This window comes from Scandinavium manionii (assembly GCF_024764775.1).
Taxonomy (GTDB): Bacteria; Pseudomonadota; Gammaproteobacteria; order Enterobacterales; family Enterobacteriaceae; genus Scandinavium; species Scandinavium manionii.
Window position 1 is genome coordinate 380,589 of sequence record NZ_JALIGC010000037.1, and the last position, 20,172, is coordinate 400,760.

Annotated in this window: 19 protein-coding genes; 11 read left to right on the forward strand and 8 right to left on the reverse strand. The window is 54.7% G+C overall.

Annotated elements, in window-relative coordinates; all coding sequences use genetic code 11:
* The first annotated feature begins 62 nt into the window (after nt 1-62).
* The 5 genes from damX (at nt 63) to trpS (ending at nt 4,773) form a co-directional block, all read left to right on the forward strand.
* Nucleotides 63-1,382, forward strand: a complete 1,320-nt coding sequence (gene damX / locus MUU51_RS11525; protein WP_258967797.1) for a cell division protein DamX — start codon at nt 63-65, stop codon at nt 1,380-1,382.
* A 120-nt stretch (nt 1,383-1,502) separates the two neighbouring features.
* A complete protein-coding gene (gene dam / locus MUU51_RS11530) occupies nt 1,503-2,324 on the forward strand; it encodes an adenine-specific DNA-methyltransferase (RefSeq protein ID WP_159769677.1) in 822 nt (273 codons plus the stop codon).
* A 20-nt stretch (nt 2,325-2,344) separates the two neighbouring features.
* The gene (gene rpe, locus MUU51_RS11535; RefSeq protein WP_159464878.1) at nt 2,345-3,022 is read left to right on the forward strand and encodes a ribulose-phosphate 3-epimerase; all 678 of its coding nucleotides are present in this window, start codon (nt 2,345-2,347) and stop codon (nt 3,020-3,022) included.
* Nucleotides 3,015-3,776: a phosphoglycolate phosphatase gene (gene gph / locus MUU51_RS11540; protein ID WP_159769683.1), complete on the forward strand. Its 762-nt coding sequence runs from the start codon at nt 3,015-3,017 to the stop codon at nt 3,774-3,776. Before rpe ends, gph begins: the two co-directional genes overlap by 8 nt.
* Complete coding sequence (gene trpS / locus MUU51_RS11545) at nt 3,769-4,773, forward strand: tryptophan--tRNA ligase (RefSeq protein WP_159769686.1); 1,005 nt, start codon at nt 3,769-3,771, stop codon at nt 4,771-4,773. Before gph ends, trpS begins: the two co-directional genes overlap by 8 nt.
* A gap of 63 nt (nt 4,774-4,836) precedes the next feature.
* On the opposite strand, the gene MUU51_RS11550 is transcribed toward trpS, so the two are convergent.
* The 4 genes from MUU51_RS11550 to nirB all read right to left on the reverse strand — a co-directional run bounded on the left by MUU51_RS11550 (nt 4,837) and on the right by nirB (nt 9,558).
* Complete coding sequence (locus MUU51_RS11550) at nt 4,837-5,004, reverse strand: DUF4223 family protein (protein WP_159769689.1); 168 nt, start codon at nt 5,002-5,004, stop codon at nt 4,837-4,839.
* 253 nt (nt 5,005-5,257) lie between these two features.
* Entirely contained in the window at nt 5,258-6,631 is a 1,374-nt protein-coding gene (gene cysG, locus MUU51_RS11555; protein ID WP_159769692.1) for a siroheme synthase CysG, read from the reverse strand.
* Nucleotides 6,632-6,691: 60 nt separating this feature from the next.
* The gene (nirD, locus tag MUU51_RS11560) at nt 6,692-7,018 is read right to left on the reverse strand and encodes a nitrite reductase small subunit NirD (protein ID WP_159757657.1); all 327 of its coding nucleotides are present in this window, start codon (nt 7,016-7,018) and stop codon (nt 6,692-6,694) included.
* Entirely contained in the window at nt 7,015-9,558 is a 2,544-nt protein-coding gene (nirB, locus tag MUU51_RS11565) for a nitrite reductase large subunit NirB (RefSeq protein WP_159769695.1), read from the reverse strand. The genes nirD and nirB overlap by 4 nt, the downstream gene beginning before the upstream one ends.
* Nucleotides 9,559-9,797: 239 nt before the next feature.
* On the opposite strand from nirB, the gene MUU51_RS11570 reads away from it, so the two are divergent.
* Nucleotides 9,798-11,114: a cytosine deaminase gene (locus tag MUU51_RS11570; protein ID WP_258967798.1), complete on the forward strand. Its 1,317-nt coding sequence runs from the start codon at nt 9,798-9,800 to the stop codon at nt 11,112-11,114.
* A gap of 9 nt (nt 11,115-11,123) precedes the next feature.
* Here the strand turns inward: MUU51_RS11570 and tsgA are convergent, their stop codons facing one another.
* On the reverse strand, nt 11,124-12,308 hold the full coding sequence (tsgA, locus tag MUU51_RS11575) for an MFS transporter TsgA (protein ID WP_159769701.1): 1,185 nt from the start codon (nt 12,306-12,308) through the stop codon (nt 11,124-11,126).
* Nucleotides 12,309-12,587: 279 nt separating this feature from the next.
* On the opposite strand from tsgA, the gene ppiA reads away from it, so the two are divergent.
* The 4 genes from ppiA to argD all read left to right on the forward strand — a co-directional run bounded on the left by ppiA (nt 12,588) and on the right by argD (nt 15,735).
* The gene (gene ppiA, locus MUU51_RS11580; protein ID WP_110511771.1) at nt 12,588-13,160 is read left to right on the forward strand and encodes a peptidylprolyl isomerase A; all 573 of its coding nucleotides are present in this window, start codon (nt 12,588-12,590) and stop codon (nt 13,158-13,160) included.
* An 83-nt stretch (nt 13,161-13,243) separates the two neighbouring features.
* On the forward strand, nt 13,244-13,843 hold the full coding sequence (locus MUU51_RS11585) for a putative adenosine monophosphate-protein transferase Fic (RefSeq protein WP_258967799.1): 600 nt from the start codon (nt 13,244-13,246) through the stop codon (nt 13,841-13,843).
* A 31-nt stretch (nt 13,844-13,874) separates the two neighbouring features.
* Nucleotides 13,875-14,438: an aminodeoxychorismate synthase component 2 gene (gene pabA / locus MUU51_RS11590; RefSeq protein WP_258967800.1), complete on the forward strand. Its 564-nt coding sequence runs from the start codon at nt 13,875-13,877 to the stop codon at nt 14,436-14,438.
* A 79-nt stretch (nt 14,439-14,517) separates the two neighbouring features.
* A complete protein-coding gene (gene argD, locus MUU51_RS11595; protein WP_258967801.1) occupies nt 14,518-15,735 on the forward strand; it encodes a bifunctional acetylornithine/succinyldiaminopimelate transaminase in 1,218 nt (405 codons plus the stop codon).
* Nucleotides 15,736-15,739: 4 nt separating this feature from the next.
* Here the strand turns inward: argD and MUU51_RS11600 are convergent, their stop codons facing one another.
* On the reverse strand, nt 15,740-17,812 hold the full coding sequence (locus tag MUU51_RS11600) for a YccS/YhfK family putative transporter (protein ID WP_159769800.1): 2,073 nt from the start codon (nt 17,810-17,812) through the stop codon (nt 15,740-15,742).
* A gap of 53 nt (nt 17,813-17,865) precedes the next feature.
* Nucleotides 17,866-18,498: a cAMP-activated global transcriptional regulator CRP gene (gene crp, locus MUU51_RS11605; RefSeq protein WP_110511766.1), complete on the reverse strand. Its 633-nt coding sequence runs from the start codon at nt 18,496-18,498 to the stop codon at nt 17,866-17,868.
* A 306-nt stretch (nt 18,499-18,804) separates the two neighbouring features.
* Between crp and MUU51_RS11610 the strand changes: the two genes are divergently transcribed.
* Nucleotides 18,805-19,209, forward strand: a complete 405-nt coding sequence (locus MUU51_RS11610) for an OsmC family protein (protein WP_159769716.1) — start codon at nt 18,805-18,807, stop codon at nt 19,207-19,209.
* Nucleotides 19,210-19,280: 71 nt separating this feature from the next.
* Here MUU51_RS11610 and MUU51_RS11615 read toward each other — a convergent pair whose 3' ends face one another.
* A complete protein-coding gene (locus MUU51_RS11615) occupies nt 19,281-20,150 on the reverse strand; it encodes a phosphoribulokinase (protein WP_159757684.1) in 870 nt (289 codons plus the stop codon).
* Nucleotides 20,151-20,172 lie beyond the last annotated feature (22 nt).

The following is a 20,172-nucleotide window of genomic DNA, read 5'->3' on the forward strand; positions in this document are numbered from 1 at the left end:
CGGCGTTTAACTTCAGGTGATGTGCAAGTGTCGTTGGCATAAGCCTTTTAGTGGGGTGTTAAATGGATGAATTCAAACCAGAAGACGATCTGAAGCCCGATCCCAGCGATCGTCGTGCTGGTCGTTCCCGTCAATCTTCCGATCGTGAAAACGATCAGCAGATTAACTTCGATGACGTCGATCTCGACGCTGACGAACGCCGCCCGTCGCGTACCCGTAAGGTACGTGAAGAGCGCGAGGAACAAGATGAAGAAGCGTATTACGACGAGTCTGAAGAAGATCTCGAAGCGGAAGAGCCTGTAGAGCAACGCCCGCGCAAACGCAAAAAAAAGCCAGCCAGTAAACCGGCTTCCCGACAGTACATCATGATGGGTGTGGGTATTCTGGTTCTGCTGCTGCTGATTGTTGGGATTGGCTCTGCGCTGAAAGCGCCGTCATCTTCCAGCGAGCAGGCATCTACTGATGCGAAGAGCATCGATCTGAACGCGAACAACGGAGCACCAGCCGACCAGGCTAATGGCGCGCAGCCTGTCCCTGGCACTGCGCCAGTGGATCCGAATGCCGCGAATTCTCAGCAGGATGTTTCCCTGCCGCCAATCTCTTCTACCCCAACTCAGGGTCAGAATACTGCTGCGCCGCAAGGCCAACAGCGTGTCGAAGTGCAGGGTGACCTGAACAACGCGCTGACTCAACAGCAGGGCCAGATTGATGGTGCCGTTGCAAACTCCACGCTGCCGACAGAACCTGCAACCGTTGCGCCAGTGCGTAATGGTAATGCTTCACGTCAGCCAACCAACACCGCAGAAAGTGCACCTGCTGCCACGACCCGTCCAGAGCGTAAACACGCTGTGATCGAGCCGAAGCCGCAGAGCAAACCGCAGGCGACAGCGAAAGCCGTAGAACCTAAGCCGGTTGCGCAGCCTAAGCACACTGAAACTGCGGCGACCAGCACGCCAGCAAAATCTACCGCACCAGCGGCAGAGCCGGCTAAGCCTGCTGCTACCAGCACCGCAAAACCGGCTGCAACGACTGCAGCGCCAGCCGCAGCAGCGACTGCAACGGCAGCGACTGCAACGGCAGCGGGTAAAGAAACCGGTGATGTTGGCTCGCTCAAAACTGCTCCGGGCTCGCAGTACACCCTGCAGCTCAGCAGCTCGTCAAACTATGACAACCTGAACAACTGGGCGAAGAAAGAGAACATCCAGAAGTACGTGGTCTACCAGACGACCCGTAACGGTCAGCCCTGGTATGTGCTGGTCAGTGGTATGTATGCGACAAAAGACGATGCGAAACGTGCCGTTGCTGCGCTGCCTGCCAATGTCCAGGCGAAAAACCCATGGGCGAAACCGTTGCATCAGGTACAGTCCGACCTGAAACAATAGCAGTACATGACACAGCGCCTTCAGTCTGCATTTGCGGGCTGAAGGCGAATGTGTTTTTAAGCGCAGGATGCTGCAGGAGCTTTTCTCCTCAGCCGGAGAAAGTGTAAGTAGCCAGACAGCATGAAAAAAAATCGCGCTTTTTTGAAATGGGCAGGGGGTAAATATCCTCTGCTGAACGATATTGAAAAACATCTGCCACAAGGCGAATGTTTGATCGAGCCCTTCGTCGGGGCCGGTTCCGTATTCCTGAATACCCGCTATTCCCGCTATATTCTTGCTGATATCAACAGCGATCTGATTGATCTCTATAACATTGTCAAAACGCGGACCCCTGAGTACATCTCTGCCGCGCAGGCGATGTTTATCCCAGCCAATAACAATGCTGAAATCTATTACCAGCTGCGGACCGAGTTCAATCAATGCCGGGAGCCGCTGCGTCGTGCAGTGCTCTTTTTGTATCTGAACCGTCATGGCTACAACGGCTTATGCCGCTATAACATGAAGGGCGAGTTCAACGTGCCGTTTGGGCGTTATAAAAAGCCGTACTTCCCGGAAGCCGAGTTAAACCATTTTGCGTACAAGGCGCAGAATGCAGAATTCCACTGCATGTCCTACGAGGACTGCATGGCGATGGCGGACAAAGACTCCGTGGTGTACTGCGATCCGCCGTACGCGCCGCTGTCCGCGACCGCCAATTTTACCGCCTACCACACCAACAGCTTTAGCCCGGCGCAGCAAGCGCACCTGGCCGAAATGGCGGAAAAACTGGTCAGTAACCAAATTCCGGTGTTAATTTCGAACCATGACACTCCCGATACGCGTGAGTGGTACAAAGCAGCAAAACAATTTCAGGTTAAAGTCCGGCGCAGCATCAGTAGCAACGGTGGCACGCGCAAAAAGGTGGATGAACTGCTGGCTTTGTATCGCCCAGCAAAACCATAATCGTTTTCAAGGAGATGCGGATGAAACAGTATTTGATTGCCCCTTCGATTCTGTCGGCCGACTTTGCCCGTCTGGGTGAAGATACCGCGAAGGCTCTGGCGGCAGGTGGCGATGTTGTTCACTTCGACGTGATGGACAACCATTACGTACCCAATCTGACGATGGGCCCGATGGTGCTCAAAGCCCTGCGCAAATACGGCATCACCGCTCCGATTGACGTGCATCTGATGGTCAAACCCGTCGACCGCATCATTCCTGATTTTGCTGCTGCAGGCGCCAGTATTATCACTTTCCATCCGGAAGCCTCTGAACACGTCGATCGTTCTTTGCAGCTGATTAAAGAGCATGGCTGTAAAGCGGGCCTGGTTCTCAACCCGGCGACGCCGCTGAGCTACCTCGACCACGTGATGGATAAGCTCGATGTTATCCTGCTGATGTCCGTTAACCCGGGCTTCGGCGGCCAGTCCTTTATTCCGCACACGCTTGAGAAGCTGCGTGAAGTACGCCGTCGGATTGACGTCTCGGGTTTCGACATTCGCCTGGAAGTCGACGGTGGCGTGAAAGCCAATAACATTGGTGAGATTGCTGCGGCAGGTGCCGATATGTTTGTCGCCGGCTCGGCCATTTTCGACCAGCCGGACTACAAAAAAGTGATTGATGAAATGCGCAGTGAACTGGCAAAGGTAAGTCATGAGTAAATTAGAAACCATTCAGGGCGTTGCGTTTGATCTCGACGGCACGTTAGTGGATAGCGCGCCAGGCTTAACGGCAGCGGTAGACAACGCGCTGTATGCCCTGGAATTGCCGACCGCTGGCGAAGAGCGAGTGATAACCTGGATTGGTAACGGCGCCGATGTGCTGATGGAACGCGCGCTGACCTGGGCGCGCCAGGAGCGTGCCAGCCTGCGTAAAACGCAGGGCAAACCGTCGGTTGACCATAGCGATATTCCGCAAGAAGAGCAGCTACGCGTGCTACGCAAACTCTTCGACCGTTACTACGCAGATTTCGCCGAAGAGGGCAGCTATCTGTTCCCGGCGGTGGCGGAAACGTTAAGCGCGCTGCATGCCAAAGGCCTCCCTCTGGGGCTGGTAACCAACAAGCCTTCGCCGTTCGTCGCGCCAATCCTTGACGCGTTAGATATCGCCAAATATTTCTCCGTCGTGATCGGTGGGGATGACGTAGAAAACAAAAAACCGCACCCCGATCCGCTACTGCTGGTGGCGAAGAAATTGGGCGTGGCCCCGGAAGCGCTGCTGTTTGTTGGCGATTCCCGCAATGATATTCTCGCGGCTCAGGCCGCTGGTTGCTGTTCCATTGGCCTGACCTATGGCTACAACTATGGCGAAGCCATTGCCGACAGCAATCCCGATTTTGTTTTTGACAGCTTTAACGATTTGTTGCCCGCGCTCGGGCTCCCGCACAGTGAAATTCAGGAAGTGAAAAATGACTAAGCCCATCGTATTTAGTGGCGCACAGCCCTCAGGTGAACTGACCATTGGCAACTATATGGGTGCGCTGCGTCAGTGGGTGAACATGCAGGACGATTACCATTGCATCTACTGCATTGTTGACCTGCACGCCATTACTGCCCGCCAGGACCCTGAGAAACTGCGTAAAGCCACCCTCGACACCCTGGCGCTTTACCTCGCCTGCGGTATCGATCCGGAGAAAAGCACCATCTTCGTGCAGTCTCACGTGCCAGAACATGCCCAGCTCGGTTGGGCGTTGAACTGCTACACCTATTTCGGCGAGCTGAGCCGCATGACCCAGTTTAAAGACAAGTCAGCGCGCTACGCTGAGAACATCAATGCCGGTTTGTTCGATTACCCGGTGCTGATGGCGGCAGACATTCTGCTGTATCAGACTAATCAGGTGCCGGTGGGTGAAGACCAGAAACAGCATCTGGAACTGAGCCGCGATATCGCCCAGCGCTTTAACGCGATTTACGGTGATGTGTTCAAAGTGCCTGAGCCGTTCATTCCGAAATCCGGGGCGCGTGTTATGTCGCTGCTGGAGCCGACCAAGAAGATGTCCAAGTCTGACGATAACCGCAACAACGTTATCGGCCTGCTGGAAGATCCGAAATCCGTTGTGAAGAAAATCAAACGTGCGATGACCGACTCCGAAGAGCCGCCGGTCATCCGCTATGACGTGCAGAACAAAGCGGGCGTCTCCAACCTGCTGGATATCCTCTCCGGTGTGACCGGTCAGAGCGTTCAGGAGCTGGAACAGCACTTCGAAGGCAAAATGTATGGTCACCTGAAGGGCGAAGTTGCCGAGGCGGTGTCTGGCATGTTGACCGATCTGCAGGAGCGCTATAACCGCTTCCGTAACGACGAAGCGCTGTTGCAGAAGATTATGCGTGAAGGTGCGCAGAAGGCTAGCGCTCAGGCGGCTGAAACATTAAAAGCGGTGTACGAAGCCATTGGTTTTGTTGCCAGGCCGTAAGCGTATTAGAAAATAACAAAACCGGGATAAATTTCCCGGTTTTTTTACGGACCGTATTGATGATTAATATTCTGCCGGGCCACAGCCGCCAATAATTCGTGAAATAGAAATGGCAGGATGCAGAAGATAATCATAGCCACAGCTTTTACTTTTGTTTTCAACGTGCCCGGAGCAGGCGCTAAGCGTGCCGACTGCGGCCAGTAAGGCTACAATTTTTATCATTCTTTTCATGAGGTAATCCCTTAACTATACAAAGTGAGTTGCAGCGTGATGATGCTTAAACGAGGCGCGTCTATTATCATCGGCAGCGAGTGAATTTAAGGAATTATGCGGGCGGCGACAACGATTATTGTTATTTTGATGGGTCTGTATCTGGACATGATATTACTGTGAATATCATGGGTGGGAATTATCATTTTAATAAAGGTGCTCAGGGTGCCGAATATTATTTTGTGTTTACAATATTCGGCATCCGGCAGGCTATTTAGTGATTCGAATACCAGTTTAATTTTTCACGCAGTTCCACAACCCGCCCGACGATGATCAGCGCCGGACTGGCAACCTGCTGTGCCAATTCGCTCAACTGTGCCAGGTCACCGCTGACCACGCGCTGGTTCACGGCGGTACCGTTTTCTACCAACGCGACAGGCATATTGAGCGGCATTCCGTGTTCGGTGAGTTTCGCTTGAATGGTCGCCGCCTGATTCAGCCCCATGTAGAACACTAGCGTTTGTTTCTCCGCCGCCAGATTATGCCAGTCGAGTTCGCTTCCGGTTTTGAGATGGCCCGTCACCAGGCGCACACTTTGAGCGTAATCACGATGGGTCAGTGGAATGCCCGCATAGGCAGAACAACCTGAGGCTGCCGTAATACCTGGTACCACAGAGAACGGGATCCCGGCGTTGCACAGGGTTTCCAGCTCTTCGCCACCGCGACCAAAGATAAACGGATCACCACCTTTCAGGCGCACCACGCGTTTGCCCTTTTGCGCTTCACGCAGCAGAATTTGATTAATTTCTTCCTGCGGCACGCAGTGATATCCCGCGCGTTTACCGACGAAAACGCGATCGGCATCGCGGCGTACCAGATTCATGATGTCGTCCGATACCAGACGGTCATAGACCACGATGTCAGCTTGCTGGATCTGCTGTAAACCTTTCAACGTCAGCAGCCCGGCATCACCCGGCCCGGCACCGACCAGTACCACTTCACCGCGATTATCCAGCGGTTCACTGAGCAGGCGTTCGGTGATTTCCGCGACCGCTTTTTCATCCTGATTTGCCAGTGACTGCGCCAGACGGTCGTTCACAAACAGTTTTTCCCAGAAACGGCGACGCTCGCCGACGCTGGCAAACTGCTTTTTCACCCGTCCACGAAGCTGGCCCGCAAAGCGGGCAACCTGGCCGAGATGCTGCGGCAACAGAGATTCCAGCTTTTCACGCAGCAGGCGCGCCAGCACCGGAGACGTTCCACCGGAAGAGACGGCGACCATCAGCGGCGAGCGATCAATAATCGATGGCATGATGAAGCTGGCTTGTTTCGGTGCATCGACCACGTTACAGAAAATACGGCGTTGCTCTGCTTCTGTACTGACGCGCGCATTGACCGCATCGTTATCGGTGGCGGCGATCGCCAGCCAACAGGTGTCGAGCAGCGTTGAATCAAATTCCCCTTCTACCAGCGTCAACATGCCGGCTTCGGCCCACACGTGGAACTGGGGTTCGAAGTTGAGCGCGTTAACGGTCAGGCGTGCGCCCGCATCCAGCAGCAGGCGGGCTTTACGCTCGGCTACGTCGCCGCCTCCGACTAACAGACAGTCACGGCCACGCAGCTGGCAGAAAATGGGTAAGTGATCCATGGGCGTCTCGCTAAGTACAGGGGAAACAAATCCGGCGGCAGAACGCCGCCGGAAGGGTCATCAGGCTTTCAATTGTACCTGACCGTCTTTCACGCGCACCTCAAAATGTGCAATGGAGTGGCTTTCATCTTCCATGCACAGGCCGTCACTGAGACGGAAGCGCTGTTTTTTCAGCGGGCTGGCGACCCACAGCTCACCGTTGTGTTCCGCGATAAGACCGCGAGACAGGACGCTTGAACCGAAAAACGGGTCGATGTTGCTGATGGCGAACACCTGCTGGTCATGATGCGGACGGAAAATCGCGACCTGCTCCTGGCCTAATAAGGCGCAGACGCCGGTAGCAGGCAGGATGGCGTCGATGTTGCAGATATTTACCCACTGGCTCATACGTTTTCCTCCACCAGAGTTACTGGGATGCGCTCGTACGGTGTGGCCGGACGATGCTGTTCACGTTCAGGGACAATCTGCACATTCGGATCGCGCTGCGCGCTGTTCACGAAGTGTTTGAAGCGGCCCTGTGCTGCCGGGTCGTTGACGGTTTCAGTCCATTCGCAGGCGAACATTGCGCGCAGGCGGCTCATCTCTTCTTCCAGATGAGCGTTCAGACCGAGTTTATCGTCGATGATAACGGCTTTCAGGTAGTCGATGCCACCTTCCAGGTTATCCAGCCACGGTGCGGTACGGGTCAGTTTGTCTGCGGTGCGGATGTAGAACATCATGAAACGGTCGAGGTATTTCACCAGCGTTTCAGCGTCGAGATCGGCTGCCAGCAGATCGGCGTGGCGTGGTTTCATCCCGCCGTTACCGCAGACGTACAGGTTCCAGCCTTTTTCAGTAGCGATGATACCGACGTCTTTACCCTGGGCTTCCGCACATTCACGGGTACAGCCGGAAACGCCAAACTTCATTTTGTGCGGGGTACGGATGCCTTTGTAACGGTTTTCCAGCTGCACGCCGAAGCCGACGCTGTCGCCCACGCCATAACGGCACCAGGTGCTGCCGACGCAGGTTTTCGCCATACGCAGCGCCTTCGCATAGGCGTGACCGGTTTCAAAGCCCGCATCAATCAGCTGACGCCAGATTTCCGGCAGGTCATCTTTTTGCGCACCGAACAGGCCGATACGCTGGGAGCCGGTGATTTTGGTGTAGAGATTAAATTCCTGCGCGATACGACCGACCGCCATCAGCCCGTCCGGGGTGATTTCGCCGCCAGCAGAACGTGGGATCACCGAGTAGGTGCCGTCTTTCTGAATGTTGGCGAGGAAGTTGTCGTTGGTGTCCTGCAACGGCGTGTGCTGCGGCTTGAGGATGTACTCATTCCAGCAGGAAGCCAGCAGGGAGCCGACGGTTGGCTTACACACTTCGCAGCCGTAGCCTTTGCCGTATTTTTTTAGCAGTTCGTCGAAGGTTTTAATGCCTTCCACGCGGATCAGGTGGTACAGCTCCTGACGGGAGAATGCAAAGTGTTCGCAGAGGTTGTTGTTCACCTCGATGCCCTGTTTCGCCAGTTCAGCGTTCAGGACCTGTGTCACCAGCGGAATACAGCCGCCGCAGCCGGTTCCGGCCTTGGTTTCTGCCTTCAGGGCGGCAACGGTGTGACAACCCTTATTGATGGCGTTGACCAGGTCACCTTTGGTGACGTCGAAGCAGGAGCAAATCTGTGCGCTGTCCGGGAGTTTGTCGACGCCAATCGCAGGTTTGCCGTTCGCCGCATGGGCAGGCAGGATCAGCGCGTCCGGGTTTTCCGGCAGTTCGATGGCGTTCAGTACCAGCTGCAGCAGGTTGCCAAAGTCGCTGGTATCACCGACCAGTACCGCGCCGAGCAAGGTTTTGTTGTCAGGGCTGACGATCAGGCGTTTGTAGACTTCTTTGCTTTCGTCGAGATAAACATAGCTACGTGCGCCCGGCGTACGGCCGTGTGCGTCACCGATCCCGCCGACGTCTACGCCGAGCAATTTCAGCTTGGCGCTGAGATCCGCGCCTTCAAAGACATTTTCTTTGCCGAGGATGTGATCGACGGCGACCTGAGCCATTTTGTAGCCCGGGGCAACCAGACCATAGACTCGGTTGTTCCAGCTGGCACATTCGCCGATCGCGTAGATATCCGGGTCGGAAGTCTGACAGGTGTCATTCACCATGATCCCGCCGCGCTGTCCGGTTGCCAGGCCGCATTGGGTCGCCAGTTTGTCGCGTGGACGAATACCGGTGGAGAAGACGATGAAATCAATTTCGAGCTCGCTACCGTCGGCGAAGCGCATGGTCTTACGCCCTTCGGTGCCTTCTTGCACGATCTCTTTGGTATTTTTGCTGGTGTGGACTTTTACACCGAGGCTTTCGATTTTGCGCTTCAGCTGGTCGCCGCCCATTGGGTCAAGCTGTTCCGCCATCAGCATCGGGGCAAATTCGATAACGTGGGTTTCGACGCCGAGGTTTTTCAGCGCGCCAGCGGCTTCCAGACCAAGCAGGCCGCCGCCGACTACTGCGCCACGTTTGCTGCGACGGGCGCAGGCTTCGATGGCGTTGAGGTCTTCGATGGTGCGGTAAACAAAGCAATCCTGCGTTTCAGAGCCTTTGATCGGTGGGATCCACGGGTAAGAACCCGTCGCCATGATCAGTTTGTCGTAAAACACTGAACGACCCGCACTTGAGTGAATCACCTTTTCCTGACGGTTTATGGTGATAGCGCGTTCGCCAAGCAGAACTTTAACGCCATGTTTCTCATAATATCCTTCACGTACCAGCGAAAGTTCTTCCGCAGTATGGTGAGAGAAGTAAGATGAAAGATGGACGCGGTCGTAGGCGATACGGGGTTCTTCACAGAAGACGGTAATCTCAAACTGGTCCGCCGGGGCTTTATCGAGAAGATCCTCAATAAAGCGGTGGCCGACCATGCCGTTACCGATAATAGCGAGTCTGACTTTGCTCATTTTTGCCTCGATTTCTTTTCTATTACCGCCTACCTTAACGATTCAGCATGGTTACTTATTGATGTGAATCAAATACGCCTTTACCTACCCCTTAATGGGTAGTCGATTGATTTGTCAGGATTTTTATAAGTAACGGAAATGACAGAGTTTTCTCGGCTGCTGAAATAATGTACAAAAAATGCGGGTTTTAACCTAAAAATGAATCAGGGTGTTCACCGCACCGATTCGGGAGAATGAAGATGGGCACGACACCGTTATGGCTGATTGATAACGTGCGGTTGCCAGAGCGCGAAGGATTGTGGCAACTGAGTATCGAGGATGGACGTTTCCATGCGATTACCCCTATGGGTGAATCCCGTCACGACAGTATCGAAGTCCTCAATGCGCGCGGTGGTCTGGCTCTCCCGCCGTTTATCGAACCGCATATTCATCTGGATACCACCCAAACTGCCGGGGAGCCAGGCTGGAACCAGTCCGGCACGCTGTTTGAAGGGATTGAGCGCTGGGCCGAACGCAAGGCGATGCTCACGCACGACGACGTAAAAACCCGTGCGTGGAAGACGCTGAAATGGCAAATCGCCAACGGGATCCAGTTCGTGCGCACTCATGTTGATGTCTCCGATCCGACGTTGACCGCGTTGAAAGCGATGCTGGAAGTGAAGAAAGAAGTCGCGCCGTGGGTTGAGTTGCAGATTGTCGCGTTTCCGCAGGAAGGGATTTTGTCCTATCCCGACGGCGCGGCGTTGCTGGAGAAAGCCTTGCAGCTGGGGGCTGATGTGGTCGGCGCCATCCCGCATTTTGAATTTACCCGCGAATACGGCGTAGAGTCACTGCACATCGCTTTCGCGCTGGCGAAGAAATACGATCGGCCGCTGGATATTCACTGTGATGAAATCGACGACGAACAGTCCCGCTTTGTCGAAACCGTGGCGGCGCTGGCGCTGAAAGACGGTATCGGCCCACGCGTTACCGCCAGTCATACCACGGCGATGCATTCGTATAACGGGGCGTATACCTCGCGGCTGTTCCGTTTGCTGAAGATGTCAGGTATTAACTTTGTGGCGAACCCGCTGGTGAACATTCATCTGCAAGGCCGTTTCGATGACTATCCGAAACGTCGCGGCATCACGCGAGTGAAAGAGCTGCTCGGGGCGGGCATCAACGTCTGCTTTGGCCATGATGATGTGTTTGACCCGTGGTATCCGCTCGGCACCGGCAACATGCTGCAGGTTCTGCATATGGGGCTGCATGTCTGTCAGATGATGGGCTATCAGCAGATTAACGACGGGCTGAATTTGATTACTCATAATAGCGCCCGTACTTTCGGTGTGGCGGATTATGGTATCGACGTAGGCAAGGTGGCGAATCTGATTATTCTGCCTGCCGAGAACGGCTTTGAGGCGGTGCGTTGTCAGGTGCCGGTGCGCTGGTCCATTCGTCAGGGCAGAGTCATTGCGACGACGCAACTGGCGCAAACCTGGGTACAGACCGATATCGGTGGTGAGGAGTTGTCTTTTACGAAAAACAGCCCCTTCGCTGAGCGCAAAGGGGCGTAATGACAGAGCTTAGTGGCTGGCTTCCGTCGTGTTGTGCTGACGGTGGCGGCTGACAAAGCCCAGAATCACACACATCACGAACACCACTGCATACAGGCCATTTGCGGTGTGCAGTGCAGCCAGAGGGCCGCTGTGTGCCACAATCGGGCCGGTGACCACGAAGGTCAGCATGGTGCCGATGGTGCCGCAAGTCAGGACGAAGTTCACCAGCTTCGGTGACGCCACTTTGGTTTGCTGCGATCCGAGGGTAATAATTGAGGTGTAAATGGCGCTGGAGAAGAAGCCCAGGGTCAGAATGAACCACGGCATGTGCTCCGGCGAACCGTTGATGAACAGATACATCAGCACGGTTGCCATGCCAGCCAGCACCATCAGAATGCGTTGCAGGTCGAAGAAACGCAGAATGAAGCTAAACGCCCACATGCCGAACATGTAAGACATCCAGAAATCACTCACCAGCTGGCCCGCATCACTCAGGCTCATGCCCAGGCTTTTCGCGTATTCCGGCACCCAGGAGATAAAGCCCAACTGGCCGAGGATGTAGCACAGCGCCGCCACGGACAGGAACAGAACGCCAATGCCCCATTTTTCTTTAGCGACCGGCAGCGCGCTCTGCTCGGCTTTTTTGCCCAGAACCGGGAAGTCACAGCCGAAAGTCAGGACGAAAATCGCGACGTACACCAGACCGATGCAGGCGTACACCCAATACCATTCAATGCTACGCGCCAGCAGCCATGCAGCAACCATCGGGAAAATCATCCCCGCCATGCTGAAGAAGGAGTCGGTAAACAGCAGGCGTGCGCCGCGCTGACGGCCTTCGTACATGTGAGTGATGAGGAATGTCCCGATCGACATAGTAATCCCGCTGACCAGCCCCAGAACGAACATTGAGGCAGAGAACAATGCGAGGCTATGGCTGGTCATCAGACCGGCGACGGCAAGCACCATCAGGATAAAGCCGAAACGCAGCTGCGTTTTCAGCGGTACGATTTCCATCAGCCAGGCGTTCAGGAAGATAGAAATCAGGATCCCGGCGTTCAGGAAGGTGAAGGTGTTGCTCATGCTGGAAACCGGCAGGTGGAAATAATCGGCGATATTTCCCATCACCATTCCGGTGACGATCACCAACGCGCCGGTGAGCGCGTAGGAGAAAAAGCTGATCCATGTGAGCTTGATGCGATTGCTGTTAGTCATGACTGGCCTGTGAATAGAACTGTAAAACGCATTGACAATGCGAGGGGTGGACAGATTTTATGCATTACAGTGACCGAGGCAAATATTTATTCTGAAAACGATGAAATAATTAATAATTAATGGTGATATTTGTCACACTTTTGCAATGCCTCTTACACTCCCCACCAGGTTACAACTGTTTCTGTTGAGTAAACTTTAGTAAAAGGCTGGTCTGCGAGTCGAGAGCCTTTTAGAATCAAGCGATTCGCAGGCTCTCTCGTTCCCGTTTAAGGAATTCACATGCTCAAATCTACTCTGGCTGCCGTCGCGGCTGTACTTGCAATTTCGGCAATCTCACCTGCAGCCATGGCGGCAAAAGCAGATCCGCACGTATTGCTGACCACCTCCGCCGGTAATATTGAGCTGGAGCTGAACAGCCAGAAAGCCCCGATTTCCGTTGAGAACTTCGTGAGCTACGTGAACAGTGGTTTCTATAACAACACAACGTTTCACCGTGTGATCCCGGGCTTTATGATCCAGGGCGGCGGTTTCACCGAGCAGATGCAGCAGAAACAGCCTAATCCACCTATCAAAAATGAAGGCGACAATGGCCTGCGTAACACCCGCGGCACCGTTTCCATGGCGCGTACTGCCGACAAAGACAGCGCAACCAGCCAGTTCTTCATCAACGTCGCAGACAATGCGTTCCTCGACCACGGCCAGCGTGATTTTGGATATGCGGTGTTTGGTAAAGTTGTGAAAGGCATGGACGTTGCCGACAAAATTTCCCAGGTGGCTTCCCATGACGTCGGCCCTTACCAGAATGTGCCGACAAAACCGGTCGTTATCCTCTCTGCGAAAGTCCTGCCGTAATCCTTCCTGACTCGGGCCTTCCTGCATAACCCGAAATTGCTGCTTATACTTGTGGCAAAAGCGGAACTGTCAGGGAGGTCCAGATGAAAAAGCTCACCGATAAGCAAAAAATTCGTCTATGGGAACAGCGGCGTGGTCGCTCGTTTGAGGCCAGTTGTCGGCTGGACGTGCCCGAACCCCACGCACAGGACGCGCTCTTTGCACAGCGAGTCGCCACGCTTGAGCTTGGTCCACTGCATCGCGGTTTGCCGTGGTTATGCGCTATTCACCAGCAGCTTTTCCAGGATGCCTGGGATTGGGCAGGAGAACTGCGTGAGGTTGATATTTCCAAGGGTGATACCCGTTTCTGCCATTTCGAATACATCGAAAACGAAGGCAACGACCTGATGCAGGCGCTGGAAGATGAGCATTACCTCGTCGCACTTCCCAAAGAAGAGTTCATTAAGCGCCTGGCGCACTATTACTGTGAAATTAATGTGTTGCATCCGTTCTTTGTCGGCAGTGGCCGGGCGCAGCGCGTGTTCTTCGAGCAGCTGGCGATCCACGCGGGCTACGTGCTGGACTGGAGCGTAGTCGACCCGCAAACGTGGAGTCAGGCGAACCAGAGCGGGACGATGGGTGATTTACAGCCGTTGATGACGCTGTTCACTAAAGTGGTGAGCGAAGCGCAGGAAACTGAGTAGAATAGCGCGGTTTGCTGTCACCGGAGCCGCTATGATCCTGCTTATTGATAACTACGATTCGTTCACCTGGAATCTTTACCAGTACTTTTGCGAGCTGGGTGCCGAGGTGCAGGTCAGGCGAAACGATGACATCACGCTGGATGAAGTCGCCCGGTTGTCTCCTGATAAAATCGTGATTTCCCCCGGCCCCTGCACGCCAGATGAGTCCGGGATTTCACTCGATGTGATTCGTCTTTACGCGGGCAAAATCCCAATCCTCGGCGTTTGCCTCGGTCATCAGGCCATCGCCCAGGTTTTTGGCGCCACTATCGTGCGGGCGGCAAAAGTCATGCATGGCAAAACTTCCCCGGTGACGCATACCGGCGCAGGCGTATTCGGCGGACTGAATAATCCTCTCACCGTTACGCGCTATCACTCTCTGGTCATTGACCCGCCCACGTTGCCTGCGGAATTTGACATCACTGCGCTGAGCGAAACGGGCGAAATTATGGGGATTCTCCATCGCGAATGGGACCTGGAAGGGGTGCAGTTTCACCCGGAAAGTATCCTTAGCGAGCAGGGGCATCAACTTCTAAAAAACTTCCTCAAGCGATAATTCATCTTGCCATGAAGTGATTTATTATGCATATTTTGTGATTATTATTTCATAATCATTGCTGCGTAAGAGGATTATCATGGCGACTGAACAGGCTGCAATTACCCGTGCCACATTTGATGAAGTGATCCTGCCCATTTATGCCCCGGCGGATTTTATTCCGGTGAAAGGCAACGGCAGTCGCGTGTGGGATCAGCAAGGTAAAGAGTACGTTGATTTTGCGGGCGGTATTGCGGTGACGGCGCTGGGGCATTGCCACCCGGCACTGGTTGAGGCGCTGAAAAGCCAGGGCGAAACCCTGTGGCACACCAGCAATGTGTTTACCAACGAACCGGCGTTGAAGCTGGGGCGTAAGCTGGTGGCCTCGACGTTTGCCGAGCGTGTGGTGTTCATGAACTCCGGTACCGAAGCCAACGAAACCGCGTTCAAACTGGCGCGTCATTACGCTTCCACGCGCCACAGCCCGTATAAAAGCAAAATCATTGCTTTCAATAATGCGTTCCACGGCCGCTCATTCTTCACGGTTTCCGTGGGCGGACAGGCAAAATACTCCGACGGCTTTGGGCCAAAGCCAGCGGATATCATCCACGTTCCGTTTAACGATCTGCATGCGGTGAAAGCCGTGATGGACGATCACACCTGTGCGGTAGTGGTTGAGCCCATCCAGGGTGAAGGCGGCGTGCTGGCGGCGACCCCGGAATTCCTCAAAGGGCTACGTGAACTGTGTGATGAACACCAGGCGCTGCTGGTCTTTGACGAAGTGCAGAGTGGCATGGGGCGTACCGGTTCGCTGTTCGCCTACCAGTATTATGGCGTGACGCCGGATATCCTGACCAGTGCTAAAGCGCTGGGTGGCGGTTTCCCGGTAAGCGTGGTGCTGACCACGGAAGAGATTGCCAGCGCGTTCCATGTTGGTTCTCACGGCTCTACCTACGGCGGGAATCCGCTGGCATGTGCGGTAGCCGGAGCGGCGTTTGATATCATCAATACGCCGGAAGTACTGGGCGGCGTGAACGCCAAACGCGAACGTTTTGTGAAGCATTTGCAGAAAATTGATGCGGAATTTGATGTGTTCAGCGATGTTCGCGGCATGGGGCTGCTGATTGGTGCCGAGCTGAAACCACAGTACAAAGGTCGCGCTCGTGATTTCCTGCACGCTGCTGCTCATGAGGGCGTGATGGTGTTGAATGCCGGGCCTGACGTAATGCGCTTTGCGCCGTCGCTGGTGGTGGAAGACGCGGATATCGATGAAGGGATGGTGCGCTTTGCGGCAGCCGTGAAGAAGATAGTCGGCTGACGGTTTATGCCTGACGTTTAAGCCAGCTACCGTGATGTGGGCGCTGGCGCCAGGCCACTGACGAGATGGTGTGCATCGAATTCAGATGGCCCAGAATGCGTTGTAAATGCTGTTCCACGGTGCTTAACGGTCCGTGGGAGAGCGCCTCCGGCGATTCCATGATATTCGCATCGCCACTTCCCCCCGGCTCGTCATACTCCAGTCGCTGCTGGCAGCGCTGCAGAGCAATCTCGCAGGACTGCAAATAGCGTTCGGCCAAATCTTCAGTCAGCATGTTGTGCTCGCGCGCCAGCGTCGTCATCGCGTTGATGTGTTCGACGATAAACTGGCTGTGCGTGACCCACAGCTTCATGTCTGCCAGATAATGCGAGTTAAAGCCGGGCTCCTGCATCGCCTGGTTCAGCGAGTTGAACAGCGCGTTGTGCGCCTGATTCACCCGCATCCGCTGATAGGCCAGCGTTGGAGCCTGAGGATCGTTGCTGAGAATCAGTCGGATAGCCTCCTGATCCGCTTCCAGCGCCTGCTGTGCGTTTTTGCGTAACAGCCCGCTTTGCCACTGTGGCCAAAGCCAGACCATCCCGCCGAAGGCAATCAGACAGCCAATCACCGTGTCGACAAAACGGGCCAGAATGAAATGTTCACCGTTCAGGGTCAGCAGCTGAATGGTGTACACCGCAGTGACCGTAAAGCCGACCGTTGCCCAGCCGTAGCTCTTGCGAATGATCAGGTAGCTCGCCAGGGTGATGACTAACATTGATGCCAGCGTGTAGCCTTCCGGCACGTGAAAGTGCAGCGTGCCTGCGGCTATCACCAACCCGGCAAGCGTGCCCGCTGCGCGGTGGAAAATCCTGACCCGCGTTGCGCCGTAGCCGTTTTGCGTGACCAGCAGAACGGTCATCAGGATCCAGTACGGTTTCGGCAGATGCAGCGCCGCGCCCATCAGGCTGGCGATACTCAGCATGACGCTGATTCGCGCCGCACTGCGCAACGCCGGGGATTTTAGCGACAGATAGCTTTTCAGCGCGGCAAACAGCGGCAGGCGACGTTCGTTATCGGCCATCAGGTTGCGTGGATAGAGCGGTCGCTGAAGGCGCAGCACGCGAGCGATTCGGCTGAAGTGCCAGGCACAGAACTGCCCGACCGGATTATCCGGATGCTGACGTGCAATTTTTTCCAGCGCGCCAATCTGCTTGTCCATGTTGAAACGCTGTGGAAATCGGTGGTAGAGAATGTCATCCGCCATCACACGCAGGCGCGCCGCAATGGTCTGTGCATTCCAGCGGATCACCGCTTCGGCGTGGCTGCGTTCAACCAGTTTTTGGACTTCGGCGGGTTGGTGCAGGCTGACGGAAATGTGCTCCTGCAAATCGAGGCCAATCTGGAAGGCGCGCAGCAGGCGCTTATATTCGTGATTCTGATTGGCGGCCAGCATGTGCATTTGTTGATAGCACTGGGTAATCAGGTCGACTGCTTTCTGCTGGCGGCTGAGCAACGGCGGCAGTGCTTTTTCCGGATCGGTGTGTTGAGTCAGCAGGCTGTATTTGGCTTCACAGTAATCGGCCAGCTGCCGATACAGCAGGCTCAGGGATTCACGTAGCGGCTGTTCGCGCCACATCCAGAACCAGAACCAGTTGAACAAGCCATACCATAGTGTGCCGAGGGCGTAGATGAGCAGCGGTTCCCAGACCGGCATATTCCCCGCAAGGCTGAGCGTAAAGATGGCCGCAATGAGCGAGGCGGGCAGTAATCGGGCGTGAAGCGAACTGATTTCTGCGGTGACGCCGAGCAGCAGCGCCAGCCCGGTCAGGATCAGCGGTAAAGGCACGGTGTGCGCCAGCAGCAGTTGAACTGCGAGGCTACAGCCCGCAAACAGCGAGCCGCCAATAATCAGGCGTTTGAAGAAACGTTTATGCGGTGTGTCCAGCCCGGCAATGTTGCAGCAGGCGGGGACTAACGAGAACAGCAGACCGTACTTGAGGTAACCGAGCACCAGACCGATAGCCACGGGGGTACATAACACCAGCGTTTGCCGCAGTGCATAGTTAATTTCCGGGTGATAAATCAGCCTGCGCCACATCGGGGAAGAGACAAAAACGGCGTACTGCAGGGGCAATACGCCGTTCAGCTAGCTTAGCGGGTACCGTAAACCACGATAGTTTTACCGTGGGCGGAGATCAGGTTCTGATCTTCGAGCATTTTTAGAATGCGGCCAACGGTTTCGCGGGAGCAGCCGACGATCTGACCGATTTCCTGACGGGTAATTTTAATTTGCATACCGTCCGGGTGGGTCATTGCATCAGGCTGTTTCGCCAGATTCAGCAGCGTCTGCGCGATACGGCCGGTGACGTCGAGGAATGCCAGGTTGCCTACTTTTTCAGAGGTGACCTGCAGACGATTTGCCATCTGAGAAGAGAGGCGCATCAGGATATCCGGGTTCACCTGGATAAGCTGACGGAATTTTTTATAAGAAATTTCTGCCACTTCACAAGCGGTTTTCGCCCGAACCCAGGCACTACGCTCCTGACCTTCTTCGAACAGGCCAAGCTCACCGATGAAATCGCCCTGGTTGAGGTAAGAGAGGATCATCTCTTTACCTTCTTCATCCTTGATGAGTACTGCAACAGAACCTTTCACGATGTAGTACAGCGTTTCTGCTTTTTCACCCTGGTGAATCAGCGTGCTCTTCGATGGGTACTTATGAATATGGCAATGAGACAAGAACCATTCAAGGGTAGGGTCTGTTTGCGGTTTGCCAAGCACCATGCGCGGTTATCCTCTGTTATAAGCTGTCTCCAATGGCAGACACGACACTGCCACTGGCTTTGCAATCGTATCCTTCCCTGTGCCTGGGAAGTCGGCTGTCGGATTTTACTGCAGCCTGTAATGTGATGTTCTCTGCATACACGCATTACTTCAATGTATTACTGTAGCAGCCCGACTGTTTTAGCATAGCTTTTGTCGCCTGTCTCCTGGTGTCTCGCTTCAGCATGATGCGCGTCGCCTTCCGTTGCGAGAATTGTTATGTGCGCGTAATCTGTCAGGAAAATTGCTACTCTGGAGTTAACAAATATGCAAGCGCGTGTGAAATGGGTTGAGGGGTTAACCTTCCTGGGTGAGTCAGCTTCTGGCCACCAGATTATGATGGATGGTAACTCTGGCGATAAAGCCCCAAGCCCGATGGAAATGGTACTGATGGCCGCGGGTGGTTGCAGCGCGATTGACGTGGTGTCTATTCTGCAAAAAGGCCGTCATGACGTGACCGACTGCGAAGTGAAGCTGACTTCCGAGCGTCGCGAAGAAGCGCCACGCTTGTTCACCCACATCAATTTGCACTTCATTGTGACCGGTAAAGACCTGAAAGACGCTGCAGTGTCGCGTGCGGTAGATTTGTCTGCGGAGAAATACTGCTCTGTAGCGTTGATGCTGGAAAAAGCGGCGAAGATTACCCATTCGTTTGAAGTGATCGAAGGGTAAGAGTACTGCCCGGTGGCGCTGTGCTGACCGGGCGTAAGGCCGGATAAGCAACGCGCCATCCGGCAAAAACGTTAACCGATCTTTTTGCCTTCCATCAACCGCTCGACCAGCGGTGACATAATCAATTCCATCGCCAGCCCCATTTTCCCGCCTGGTACCACCAACGTGTTCATGTGAGAAATGAAAGAACCCTGCAACATCGCCAACAGCCAGGGGAAATCAATATCGCCCAGATTCTGGAAATGGATAACCACAAAGCTCTCATCCAGTGACGGAATGCCCTTTGCCGCAAACGGGTTGGAGGTGTCGACGGTCGGCACACGCTGGAAGTTGATATGCGTCCGGGAGAATTGCGGCGTAATGTAGTTAATGTAATCTTCCATCGAACGCACCACTGAATCCATCACCGCTTCGCGTGAGTGACCGCGCTCGCTGGTATCGCGGGTCAGCTTCTGGATCCACTCAAGGTTAACAATTGGCACCACGCCCACCAGTAAATCGACGTGTTTCGCGACGTCATTTTGCGGGGTCACGACGCCGCCGTGCAGGCCTTCATAAAACAGCACGTCGGTTGGTTCAGGCAACGGCTGCCACGGCGTGAAGGTTCCCGGCACCTGATTCCACGGAACGGCTTCATCGTAGGTGTGCAAATACTTGCGCGATTGTCCGGTTCCGTTCTGACCGTAGGTCATAAACGTATTTTCCAGCAGGCCAAAGTCGTTGGCATCAGGCCCAAAATAGCTGATGTGACGGCCCATATCGCGCGCTTTGCGGATAGCCATGTCCATTTCAGGACGCGTGTAACGGTGGAAGCTGTCGCCTTCTACTTCGGCGGCAGTGAGATTGAGCTGAGCAAAGATTTTACGGAAGGCGAGACTGGTGGTGGTGGTTCCCGCCCCGCTGGAGCCGGTTACGGCGATCACCGGATGTTTGGCAGACATAGCTAACAACTCCCTGCATAAG